Annotated in this window: 11 protein-coding genes; 6 read left to right on the top strand and 5 right to left on the bottom strand. The window is 44.5% G+C overall.

Translation table 11 applies throughout. The annotated features are described in order from the left end of the window. Positions 1–292: 292 nt before the first annotated feature. Complete coding sequence (locus A3756_RS11150) at positions 293–727, top strand: group II truncated hemoglobin (RefSeq protein ID WP_068509492.1); 435 nt, start codon at positions 293–295, stop codon at positions 725–727. Beyond that, positions 724–1,047, top strand: coding sequence for a hypothetical protein (locus A3756_RS11145; protein ID WP_068509494.1), 324 nt, complete (start codon positions 724–726; stop codon positions 1,045–1,047). The genes A3756_RS11150 and A3756_RS11145 overlap by 4 nt, the downstream gene beginning before the upstream one ends. Positions 1,048–1,055: 8 nt before the next feature. Here the strand turns inward: A3756_RS11145 and A3756_RS11140 are convergent, their stop codons facing one another. Further along, positions 1,056–3,296, bottom strand: a complete 2,241-nt coding sequence (locus A3756_RS11140) for a patatin-like phospholipase family protein (RefSeq protein ID WP_068509510.1) — start codon at positions 3,294–3,296, stop codon at positions 1,056–1,058. Positions 3,297–3,476: 180 nt separating this feature from the next. Here A3756_RS11140 and A3756_RS11135 point away from each other — a divergent pair, with 180 nt between their 5' ends. The 3 genes from A3756_RS11135 to A3756_RS11125 all read left to right on the top strand — a co-directional run bounded on the left by A3756_RS11135 (position 3,477) and on the right by A3756_RS11125 (position 6,560). Then, on the top strand, positions 3,477–4,712 hold the full coding sequence (locus A3756_RS11135) for a DEAD/DEAH box helicase (protein WP_197469805.1): 1,236 nt from the start codon (positions 3,477–3,479) through the stop codon (positions 4,710–4,712). 5 nt (positions 4,713–4,717) lie between these two features. After that, entirely contained in the window at positions 4,718–5,692 is a 975-nt protein-coding gene (locus A3756_RS11130; RefSeq protein ID WP_068509495.1) for an MBL fold metallo-hydrolase, read from the top strand. 343 nt (positions 5,693–6,035) lie between these two features. Beyond that, positions 6,036–6,560 (top strand): hypothetical protein, encoded by a 525-nt coding sequence (locus A3756_RS11125; RefSeq protein ID WP_068509498.1) that lies wholly within the window; start codon positions 6,036–6,038, stop codon positions 6,558–6,560. A 29-nt stretch (positions 6,561–6,589) separates the two neighbouring features. Here A3756_RS11125 and A3756_RS11120 read toward each other — a convergent pair whose 3' ends face one another. Next, positions 6,590–7,060, bottom strand: coding sequence for an HD-GYP domain-containing protein (locus A3756_RS11120; RefSeq protein WP_082907151.1), 471 nt, complete (start codon positions 7,058–7,060; stop codon positions 6,590–6,592). Between the two features lie 23 nt (positions 7,061–7,083). Between A3756_RS11120 and A3756_RS11115 the strand changes: the two genes are divergently transcribed. Next, entirely contained in the window at positions 7,084–9,168 is a 2,085-nt protein-coding gene (locus A3756_RS11115) for a TonB-dependent receptor (RefSeq protein WP_068509502.1), read from the top strand. A gap of 13 nt (positions 9,169–9,181) precedes the next feature. On the opposite strand, the gene A3756_RS11110 is transcribed toward A3756_RS11115, so the two are convergent. The 3 genes from A3756_RS11110 to A3756_RS11100 form a co-directional block, all read right to left on the bottom strand. Further along, complete coding sequence (locus A3756_RS11110; protein ID WP_068553504.1) at positions 9,182–10,369, bottom strand: DUF819 family protein; 1,188 nt, start codon at positions 10,367–10,369, stop codon at positions 9,182–9,184. An 8-nt stretch (positions 10,370–10,377) separates the two neighbouring features. After that, a complete protein-coding gene (locus A3756_RS11105) occupies positions 10,378–11,595 on the bottom strand; it encodes an alanine racemase (protein WP_068510870.1) in 1,218 nt (405 codons plus the stop codon). Between the two features lie 127 nt (positions 11,596–11,722). Continuing rightward, a partial coding sequence (locus A3756_RS11100; RefSeq protein ID WP_156490417.1) for a class I SAM-dependent methyltransferase occupies positions 11,723–12,106 on the bottom strand: 384 nt, incomplete at its 5' end.

Genomic DNA, 12,106 nt, shown 5'->3' with positions numbered 1-12,106 from the left:
TATTAAACGAATCCGCCCTTCCAGATAAGCCAATCACGATTTAGTATCACTCAATTTGACTTCAAGATTTTTCACGTCATTATTAAGCACATGACAAGCTCAGAAACTAAACGCCCTTATCAAATCTCCAATCGTGCTGAATCAACTGCTCAAACTATTTGTGGCCGCGACTGAATTATACCTCTGGAAGTGATGAGGCATGGTTTAAATCAGGGCACTGAACAAACTGACAAAACATTGCTTAAGCTAGTAAAGGCTTGGTAAGTGTGAGAAAACAAAGTTAGATAACTTAATGAATATTAGCGATAAACAGTATGGCCAAGGTGACTCGACCTTTGTTGCCGCAGGCGGTGAACCGGGACTGACACGTTTAGTTGATACGTTCTATTTAATGATGGATACCCTACCCGAAGCACAAGTCATTCGGAAAATGCACCCTGAAGATTTGACTCTATCCCGACAGAAGCTCACCTACTTCCTGGCCGGGTGGATGGGTGGACCGCGTTTGTATATGCAACACTTTGGATCGATTAGCATCCCTAAAGTACATAGCCACCTCACCATAGATAGTGAAGAAAGAGACGCCTGGATGCTATGTATGGAGAAAGCTCTCGACACTCTCGAATACCCAGAGTCTTTCAAAAGCTATTTATTAGAACAGCTATTTAGACCTGCAGAGATGATTCATCAAACCAGCCACAGCAAACATGACGAGGAGCCTTCGTGAGCACAACCCCCTTATCCATTCTCTCCGACCTGGCCACCGACACTCACGTAAAAATCCAGCAAGAGCACGCCAACATTAATCCGGTTGTCGGTGTCAGCAAAAATATGCGAGCTAACGGGATTCCGGCCGACGTCATGACAATTGATTGTCTGAAAAGTGGTAAACGAATCATCTTGATTCTGCATGATGAACAGCCCGAACAGCTTATGTATCAGTTCGCTTACCGAGATAAGGACCCTGATGATGCATTTCAGCAAATCAAGCTGGCAGATATAAGCGTCGACCTACTCTATACCTGGATAGTGGAATACTTCTCTTAGCGGCAAACTTACAGCTCGTAACCCAGGTAAAAGTATACCGAGCTGGCACCATGATCATTGGCACCGTAGCCCAAAGCAACTGGGCCCATTATGGTGTCGGTGCCTAGATAGATACTACCACCATAAATAAGCTCTTCGAGGTCGACTTTCTCATCCTGTCTCCACACATTCCCAGCTTCTGCGCTAAGTCCTACGTATAAGGGCAAACCTGTTTTTCTAATAAAGCCTCCACGTAAGTCGTATTGATAAATCAATGCCATAAAGGCCTTATGCGGCCCGCTCAGGTCTCGCTCGTTAAAACCGGACAGGTTTAAAAAACCACCTAAAGAAGCATTGTTAACACTGTGTTCGCCATCATCTACGAACATCTTATTAAAAGCAGCCTTGCCTACAAAGGCATGGCTATCAATACTAATCGCGCCCTTCCACTCAAAGCCAAGCTGAGTAGACTGGACGCCGAAATCACTTTGCCCTCCATCTTGAAGCGTTACATTATCAGCATCTTCTTCTTTATGAATAAGGGAAAGCTCAATTCGATTTCCTTCTGTTGGAAAGCTGGCACTATTTAAGCTGTCATAACCCAGTTTAAGATAAGCTCCATACGTGTCATAGTTTATCTTTTTGGAGAGTAAATAGTCATTATCCAAACTCCCCACTTCAGCCAAACCGCCCACTTCAAGTATTCCATTCCTGGAAAAGTTAAACCCCAAACCCGCCCGAAGCTGATGAATATTCTGCTCGACAGTTAAGGGAAGAACATTGAGGTCAAGTAGACGCCAGTCAACAGACTCGAAGGCATAGCGACCTAAAGTATAAAAAGTACGGGATTTTGTTAGTGGCCAATATAACTCCGTATTTAACTCAGGATCACTTCCCAGCTCTAGTTGCGAACGCCACTCTCCACCATTAACGCTTAGGTTAGTCGCGGTATAAGCCAAATCAAGATCCGTCTTTGACTGATCGGTAAAATTGGTTTCCCAGCCCAAGCCAAACTCAAGGAAGTTCGGCCCCCAATCTTTTCCTTCGGCAGTAACTATGACACTGTGCTGATCGTTCTCGGGGATTATTCTGGCATCAACTCGCTGAAACTCATCAAGGGAATATACTCGACTTAATGCCTGGTTAAGTTGACTCGGACTTAACTTCTCACCCGCTTTTAAATCCAGGTTTTCTGAAATAATACTTTGATGAGCATTGGAGTGGTTATCTATTCTAATCTGTTTAAATGCTTCTTTTTGCACACGCACCAAACGGTTTTTCACCCTCTCTTTTGCCAACAGGTAAGACTGATACTCTGCCTCCGAAAGTGACAAAGCCTGCAATGACAACAAATGATATTCAGCCGCTTCAAGACCTTCTTGTATTCCCAAGTGAAAGGTTGACCAATCAGTCGTACTCAAATTATCAATATCAGGCTTTATTAGAATATCTTCAGCCGCCAGGTGTGCCTTTTGTTTTTCAGTCGAGGCCACGGTGAGAAAGTTAGAGAGCTGCCCCAAGATAGAAAAAGTATCAGTCAAGGATTCAGGCTTAGCTAACTCATCCCCGATATCTACTGCGATAACGATATCCGCCCCCATTTGTTTCACGACATCTATTGGAACGTTATTTACCAAACCACCATCAACTAACAACTGCCCGTCCCAGTTTACAGGTGCCAACACACCAGGCACATTGGCCGAGGCTCTCATAGCACTAAGTAGGTCTCCGTGATCTAGTGTAACTTGCTCGTTGCGGCTCAGGTCGGTCGCAATTGCTCGATAAGGTATCGACAGCTGATCAAAGCTCGATAGCACCGGCACCATACCAAAGGTCTCACGTAATAGCTGCGCGGCACGCTGACCATACAACAAACCACTTGGCGAGGTAATTTGGTAATCACGCAGCCCTATATCCAAGGGTACATTAAATTGGTCTCTTTGCTTTAAGCGATAAGGTAAATCTTGACGAGGAATCGAGTCTGAGTAACCTTCCTCCCACGTAGTAGCCATCATCTTCTTCTCAATCTCTGCCGCGCTGTAACCCATGGCATATAGGCCACCTACGATCGAGCCAATACTGGTGCCCGCTATGTAATCAACAGGAATCTGCTCACGCTCTAAGGCTTTAAGCACACCAACATGAGCACCGCCTTTGGCACCACCTCCTCCCAAAGCCAAACCAATTTTGGGTCGTGCAAAAAGGCTGGTAGAAATAAGCAAAAGAATAAGGAAAACCAGGGAAAAAAGGTGAATTAGCTTGGTATTCATATATGATTTGTTCAACATTAGATTGTTAGTATTGGGAAGAAGTCTAGAGTAAAGCGCGCAATCAGATAGAATCAAGTATCTACTTGTTTATTTTAATACTTCTCGATTTCTCTCCTTTCTTCTAATAACTCTTGCTCTAATTTGGTATTATCCGCTTCACATTCGAAGAGGGTAATATTTGTGTTCAGTGAACTCGAAGACAGTTTAATTCAAGCAATAGAAGAAGCAGGTTTTAAAGAACCGACTGAAGTTCAGGAAAAAACCCTGGTTGACGCGCTCGATGGCGAAGACTTATTTGTCAGCGCTGAGACAGGTAGTGGTAAAACGGCTGCCTATCTACTCCCTACCTTCGACCAAATAATGCATGAAGAAGGCGGTGACATACTTGCCCTGGTATTGGTTCCTACACGTGAACTCGCCCAACAAGTGCTTAAGCAGGCAAAACAGCTAGCTCGCTTTACAGCACTTAAGTTGGGTCATATCGGTGGCGGTACTGACATCCACAAACAGACCGAAATCATTCAAAACCCGCCACACTTTATCGTGGCAACACCGGGGCGTTTGTCTGAATTGCTTGCCAGAGACCTGTTAGACCTTTCTTCGGTAGACATCCTGATACTTGATGAAGCAGACCGCTTACTCGACATGGGCTTTAGCGATGAGATTCTATCTATTTCAGAACACTGTCATCAACGGCGTCAAACGCAGCTCTATTCAGCAACACTAGCCAATAAAGCACTTCGAGGCCTGGCAGACCAGTTGCTAGATGAGCCAAAAGTGTATGAGCTAAACCAAACAAGCGATACTCACACATCAATTGATCAGCAAATCATCTTTGCTGACGATAACGCTCACAAATACCAACTACTATGCTGGCTACTAAGAAACGAAACATATCGTCACAGCATTGTCTTTTGTAACTCGAAAGAGCAAGTAGATCAGGTTTACCGTGTCATGCAGCAACAAGAAATTAGCGCTGGTGTATTACACGGAGACAAAGACCAGAAACAACGAAATCTCGTGATGAGCAAAATGCGCCGTAACGAGCTGAAAGTAATGGTCGCTACAGATATTGCTGCACGAGGTATTGATATTGAAGGCATGGATCTGGTGATCAACTTCGAAATGCCGAGGCGTGGTGAGATATATGTCCACCGTATAGGTCGCACCGGCAGAGCGGGCGAAAAGGGTTTAGCCATCACCCTTATTTCCGCGCCTGAATTTAACCTTATGGCCGGTATAGAGCGTTTTCTAAAGCAGACCTTCAAGCGACGTAAAGTTAAAGAGCTTGAAGGTCACTATAAAGGCCCGAAAAAACTCAAAGCTTCCGGAAAAGCGGCTGGTTCTAAGAAGAAAAAGAAAACCTCTGGAAAGAAAACAAGCGCCAAGAAAAAATCAGTTAAACGAAAGAAATAGCACAAGTGTCGACAAGCAAGCGCCCCCAACATCATCTACCAGTAGGAGGGTTTCGAAACCCTCCCGGCAGCCCAAAACGCACTAGTAGCACTTGGGAAGCAATACGCTTCTTTACCACCTTCCCCTTCGCAAATAGAATGCCTTCTATACCTGAAGGCCACATTCTGCCCAAGGAGCAAGTGGAGCAGCAATACCGCGATACACCGCAACCTAGCATCACCTGGATAGGTCATGCAGCCTTTATCCTCCGCCTAAACAACAAAGTTATCATTACCGACCCCTTCTTGAGTGAAGTTGCTGGCCTTGGTTCTTTAGGCCCCAAACGTTTTGTGCCTTCTGCATTTGACGCCAAGTCATTACCCCAAGCCGATATCATAGCCATCAGCCACAACCACTATGACCACTTAGATGACTTAGCCCTTCGAGCCTACCCCTACAAAAAAGAAACTTTAGTCATCGTACCCTTGGGCCTTAAGCGCTTCTTAACATCGCGAGGCTACAAGCGTGTTATTGAGCAAGACTGGTGGCAAGAAACACAAGTCGAAGAACTAACCATCACCACACTACCCGCCGTGCATTTCTCTGGCAGAGGCCTCTTTGATACCAACAAGACCCTATGGGCAAGCTTCAGCTTCCGCTCCAAGGAAAGAAGCATATGGTTCTCGGGCGATACAGCGAAAGGTGAGATATTCAAGGAGATAGGTGAACGGGCAGGCCCCTTCGATTTGGCCTTAATTGGTATTGGCGCCTATGAGCCAAGAAGGTATATGCGTTCTGTTCACGCGACACCTGAAGATGCCATTGAAATTGCAAGAAGTATCAAAGCACAGAAAACCATCGGCATGCATTGGGGGGCTATCATGCTGACACCTGAAGACCCATTTGAAGCCCCTCCTCGCTTTAAACAAGCCGCTATAGATCAAAGCTATGGCGATGAAAATGCTTTATTGATGAAGGTTGGAGAAACTCGAGCACTTTAATTTATCGATTTTTCCCTCATCAAGAATGGTCAATGTCTCACACGGCAAACATTGACCACTTGCAGCTTTCCACCTATGATTGCCCACATCAGGATAGTATCTCGATCTACAACAATAACAGGGAAGAGTTAGTCATAGTGAACTGCATTGAGCACTCACTATCGAAATAGAATCAAGAGCTTGATATGGCTTTTGAATTCCTATTCTCCCCCCGATAATATCGATTCAAAGAACCTGTAATAAGAAGCAAATTGGAATTTACTTTTAACGCCTTTTCGACGTTTATCGTTTTAAGATAACGGTTCGCCAAGGAGAGAGAAGGCAATTAATTCAGGAACGAATCATGTCAGTAGCAACAATTGAAGATTACGGAAACTCAGCATTAGAGCAAGACAATAAACAGATACACGACGAGCGTGCGCGTATTTTGAATATGGTCTCTCAAAAAGCGCAGGATCAGACTCTCACACTTCAAGAAACCACTGCACTATACGAAAAGTTTAACCAAACCTATACAGCATACCGGAGCACTGAACCGCAAGAGGTTGATGAAAGCTGGGCGCTGGAGTTGCTGCAAGAGAGTGAACAAGAAGAAGCCGAAAATACAACTTTTCAGACACGAATTAACGGCATTCCTCATCAAACTAAAAAAGGCTCAGGCAAGGACAACCCAGCCAACGATTCAATTTTAGTTGATAACGAAATGAAGCCAATGCTAGCTGCACCGCTAAAACAAATGACCTTCGAAGATAGAGCGTCGTTTACTCGTTCTGATGCAGCCAAACAAGACAAGGCAATGGCGACAATCATTGTTGCATCCGGTCTCGCTACTCTATCGATACTACTAGGCTTTGCCTTAGCATTCTAAGCGTAAAACCTAGTATCGTATGCGCATGCCTAATCGGCATGCGCCTCTTGAATTTTCATTAGCTCTTCTTGGGTATCGAGTAATAAATCAACCAAACGCGGCTCGAACTTAGTGCCTTTCATCTCTTTGAAGAAGTTTAATGTCTCGTCTATAGACCTAGCTTGTTTATAGCATCGACGATTCACCAGCGCATCGAACACATCTGCCACCGAAGCAATTCGCGCAAAGATATGAATATCTTCACCCGCAATACCGTTTGGATAGCCTGAACCGTCCCAGTTCTCGTGATGCCCACCTGCAATGAGCGCGCCCGCTCGCAAGACCTCTAAGTCAGACGTCGAAAGTATATCGTAACCGATCTGGGCATGAGACTGCATAACCTCCCACTCTTGAGGTGTTAGCTTACCAGGCTTGTTAAGGATATGATCAGGGATAGCGATCTTCCCAATATCATGTAGTGGTGCCGCTTTATACATTACCTCATTATCTCGATCACACAGTCCAAATGTCCATTCAGGACTTAATGAACCTCAAAGTAACTGTTGCATCAGTATTTGAAGAGTCAGAGCTGGACGCAGCGTCTAGCGTATCTCTTCTGACCGAAAATGACTGGCAAAAAACAGGAGCAAAACGCTTAAGTGATGTGCTGGAAAGTGTTCCTTCCGTGGCAAGTTACCCTACTTGGGGTGGTGCCGAAGCAATAGCAATTCGCGGCTTCACTACAGAGCTATCGGTGCGCGGCATTGCCAACACTTTAAATGGCGTCCCCTTAAACAGCTACACTTATGCGACCTCGTTGTATGATAAACCGATTATCAATCTTGATCATTTAAGCCGTATAGAAATGGTTAGAGGGCCCGGCAGTACACTCTATGGAAGCGATGCTTTTCATGGTGTAATTGCTCGACAACTCAAAGACTCTAATAAAGATGAGACCCAGATTAGAAGTAAAGTAGGCAGTGATGGTTATACCAAAGCCTCTCTATTTGTCGCACAGACATTCGAAGATAGCATACTCAATGCCGGCTTAGCATTTGCCCGACAGAGCGATCAAAACTTGAACTATCGCTACACCGATCCTGATGACGGTTTGCTCTATAACTCCGAAAGACACTATGCCTATCGTGATCAAAGTGGCTTTATAAAATTGAGCGCTGGCAAAGTCGATACAGGACGTGTCGAGTTTTTTTCATACTACGCAAACTATTTGGCATCTGGTTTTCCAAGCACCGGCACCCAGTTCTTTACCCGTATTGATGATAATTTTGACGTGCAATCTACCAGCTTAACTGAAGATCGGGAACATTCAGGGCAAGATTCCAGCTTCTGGCTCGCAAGCTTATCTTACGATTACCAGCTTAGCGATAGCATTGAACTGGGCACTCAAATCTATCATTGGCAGAGTAAGCAAGAATGGTCATTTGACAATGCACGCTACCCGATAAGCCTCGTGTACGCGCCTAACGATATACCAATCACTTCTTTTGACTGTAAAGATGGAACCAATACGACCAATAACCCTCTTTACTGCCCTCACACACTCTATCAATCTACAAATGAGCAACGTAGTGGCGCGAAACTTCAGTTAAAAGGCAAATCGCCTGAAGCCTCAACGCAATGGGTTCTCGGTGCTGGTTATGACCGATTTATCGTCAACGGTAGCAACTACTCCCGGATCGACTTAAATGGCAGCACCCTTGTTGATCAAGACAACCCTTATAAGAATTCTAAACGACACATTAGGTATGCACTATTCCAAGCCAAGACAGGCTTATTTAATGACAAACTGCATGCTGTCTATGGTCTCAGAGCAGACGATTACTCAGATGTCGGCTCTCACCTTTCGCCAAGAGCAGGGCTCATTGTCAAAGTCAATGAAAACTATAGCTCCAAGCTTCTTTACGGCCACGCTTTTAGAGCGCCCACAGCAATTGAGAGATTTGGCTCTGTTCAGGCAATTGAAGCAAACGAGAGCATCAAACCAGAGGAAATTGATACGATTGAGTGGGTCAATCATTTTCTCGCTAATGACTATTCTACAGAGTTAACTCTGTTTTCAAGTCGCTGGAAAGAAGGCATCGTTTTAGTGCCAACAACGGGCTCTTCTCAGAAATATTTCAACACAGGTAGAAATGAGTCTTATGGTGTTGAGCTTTCTGGTCGAAAACAGTTCAAGAGGTTTGAGTTAGTTGGCAGCAGTAGCTATGTTCGAAGCGAGAATAAAGAACTCAATAGTGATTATTTAGCTTTCCCACAGTGGATTTTTACACTTCAGGGTAACTACCTACTTGCTGATAGCAATATCGAGCTATCAATCAAACAAAGAGCAATGCTCAACTATAGTGAGGGTGACTATATAACCTCGACAAACCCGACAACGCTAGAGGTGACGCAAATTGCGCCAGAGGATGCAGATGATTATTTTCGTACTGACCTCAGCCTTCTTAAACACTTCGACTCTAAATCAGGCGAAGGCGAACGTGCTATGTATATAAACGTGAATAATATTTTTGATCAGAAAAATACCGTCGCATCACTATATAACGTTGAAAACGGCCTAGCGGATTCTGGCTTATCAGTTGATATTGGACTGTCCTGGAGTTGGTAGGCAACGATTTACTTTAAGAGCTCAACCAGCGTATCAAGTAGGCGAGCGTAATCCCTAAATAGTTACCCAGGATATAGCCAAGAATTGCAGCGGCGAAACCTGGGACTATTAGCGATTTATTCTTCAAAGCACCCGCCACGACGGGTATAAATGGCACCGACATGATGGCTGCGGCCGAACTAATCAAGAAGGTATCTGTATCGACTTTAAATAGCTTGCATAAACTAGCATGCAGAATTAACGTGCCAACCAATAACAAGGCGATAAAGAGAAATAACTCTACATTCAGAGCACTTAGAATTTCCAAGTTGGTCATTGTGCCCATGGTAAAACAAAACACTAGCACCAAATACATGCCGCAATGAAAGCTCTGCTTCAAACGCTTTACCTGAGGAAAAAATGACAAGCCCAGACCAGCACTCGTAATCGCCACTATCGTCACTACTGAAGACATACTTTTCGGGAACAACTGAGAAAGGCCTATACCAATAACCAATGCCAACACTGCAAAGCCGAGTACAGAGGCAACATTTAAAACATTTTCTTTGCTCACTAGCTGCTTATAGGCATGTGAACTTTCATCACTCAAGTGATCAAAGAGCCCCCCACCCGACGTGCTATTCAAGGGCAACTTTTCGCTTTCATTGAAGGCTTTTAAAAACCGGCTAAACAGCGGTTTTGCGAGGCTCACAACAAATAATAGATATAAGGCCGACAGCAAAATATCATAGCTGGTCATCGTAATAAACACCGACTGCTCACCTTCAATTGCCGCACTAATAGCCGCCATATTCGGGCCTCCTCCGGTATACGCGCCGACCGCTAATCCAGCAACTTGCCACAAATGCTCTATTCGCCCATCAAACAGTAAAGACAGAATCGTCGTGATAATCATCACGCTAAACAATGCTAGAATCATGGCTTTAATCGTTGGCCCAGCCAAGTGAAAAGCAGACTTAATATCCATTGAAAAAGCCAGCATTGGAATTGCCAAGGCTATGGCGACTTCAGTTACCTGAGTTTGGATCGAGAGCACATCGCTACCGGGCAAGTAGTTCTGGATATTGAAACCCGATAGCACAATACCCGAGGCAAAAGCCAACACCACGACACCCAGCTTGTCGAGAATGGCCCAGCGCTGAGCAGCGACAATCAACACAGCGGGAAAGCTGAGTAAAACGAGAATAAAGAAAATACCCATCACTACAACTATTGCTCCCAGCGAGGTGTTTTTGAGGTATCAAATACAGACCACCAAGCAACAATCTTTCCCTGATCATAGACAGCTATTTGCCCGAACTGGAGAAACAAGGCTTCACTTTGTCTGGGCCGGAAGAACATATAGTCGTTAGGCTTTAGCTCAGAAGACTCTGCAAGCGAATACATTTCCTGATTGCTTGAGCAACCGTACAACTTCACTCGTTCAGAGCCTTCTGGATAGCACGGATCAGCAAGCCAATTGCCACCATAAATAAAGCACGCCTTCTTCGGTAACAGCTTCGCACTCCGCAAAAAAGGAGATAAAGATGAAGCAATGGGCAAACTTGGTTTTTCAATTACCTTTAAAATGGGGGCAGCAATAAATGCGGCAGGCACATGATGCTCCAGAGTTGGAATATCAAAGTCGCTGGGCTTAACCAGAGCTGACGAAACTGCTAATTCATTCCTAAAATCGCCTTGCTGATACAAGGAATAAGTTGGGCTTCCCCCTGCGTTTAAACATAGCCCTTCATGAGAACCAAATACTTCGTCAACCACATTAACAAAACGCTGATAGCTACTTTTTGCAGCACGAGCCACGACAGCCCTTCCTTCCAAAATATTAAGCGCCTTGGCAACGTGGTAGTCGTAACCCATTAGTCCGCTAAGGCTCAATAAATCAGATTGTTTAATACGCTCTAGACAAGACCTAAACTCACTCATGTCAGCAAAGCCACCACGATGCAAACCCACGTCGACCTCAAGGTTAACCTTCATCTTGAGCCCTGACTCTAAAGCAACAGCCTCGTACTCGTTCAAGCGTTCATTTGAGTCAATCAGCCATTGAACTTGCTCTGCTGGCTCAAAGTCTAGCGGCTCACCTTGCTTCTCATACCACTGATAGAAAGCTCTAAGCGCCATGACAGGCATAGGTTTTCCTAACAACAAGTCCGGCTTTACGGGCCATTTATGCTCTGCAATATGTATAAGAAAAGGAAGGTGAAAGCACATTAAACGAGAGGAATTAGTTTCGGACAGTATATATTCCAGCATAGGAATACTGGGTAAAGATTTTGCCACCACTCGATAGGCAAACCCTTTTTCTAGGGTTTCTTTCAAGCGTGCAATATTTTCATCCAACAAAGATTTATCGACAAGCAGTACAGGGCTAGCAAGGCCTGCCTGACTCAGAGCGAGCGATAGCTTAGAAAAATAGTTTGCGTCCATATTATCCAACTAGTCTTATTATTTTTTTGGATCTGCAGTCTAAACCAAGTAAAAGTCCAGCCTACCTGAGATCATAAAATCCCAGACTAACACAAACATGAATATTATTCATATTTTAAGGAATGGCTTACTTCCCAGCTTTGAGAATTACAAACTTCTTATTCGCTGCGATATTTTCAAAGTTACCAAATATTCTTTTCAAGTCAGAATGGTAGCCAAGGTGCCGATTTGCCACGAGCCATACCTCGCCACCCGTTTTCAATGCACGTTTGGCTTCTTTGAAAAAGGATTGGGCTATCGAAGTGCTCACCGTATTTTGCTGATGAAACGGCGGGTTACAAAGAATCAATTCCAATGAATTAGACTTAGCCTTGCTCAAGCCGTCACAAGCAATAAACTCAGCACGGTTTGTAGGCATATTGACCGCCAAATTGTGTTTCGCAGACTGTACCGCCTGAAAAGACTCGTCATAGAAAAACATCTGGGCATTAGGAAAGCGCTGTAAGTAGGC

Source organism: Oleiphilus sp. HI0086 (genome assembly GCF_001635225.1).
This window is presented reverse-complemented; position numbering and strand designations above follow the sequence as displayed.

Bases quoted from the DNA above. Each gene is read 5' to 3' on its own strand.
- A3756_RS11150 (WP_068509492.1), top strand. From the start codon at position 293: ATGAATATTAGCGATAAACAGTATGGCCAAGGTGACTCGACCTTTGTT.
- A3756_RS11140 (WP_068509510.1), bottom strand. From the start codon at position 3,296: ATGAATACCAAGCTAATTCACCTTTTTTCCCTGGTTTTCCTTATTCTT.
- A3756_RS11125 (WP_068509498.1), top strand. From the start codon at position 6,036: ATGTCAGTAGCAACAATTGAAGATTACGGAAACTCAGCATTAGAGCAA.
- A3756_RS11115 (WP_068509502.1), top strand. From the start codon at position 7,084: ATGAACCTCAAAGTAACTGTTGCATCAGTATTTGAAGAGTCAGAGCTG.
- A3756_RS11110 (WP_068553504.1), bottom strand. From the start codon at position 10,369: ATGGGTATTTTCTTTATTCTCGTTTTACTCAGCTTTCCCGCTGTGTTG.
- A3756_RS11105 (WP_068510870.1), bottom strand. From the start codon at position 11,595: ATGGACGCAAACTATTTTTCTAAGCTATCGCTCGCTCTGAGTCAGGCA.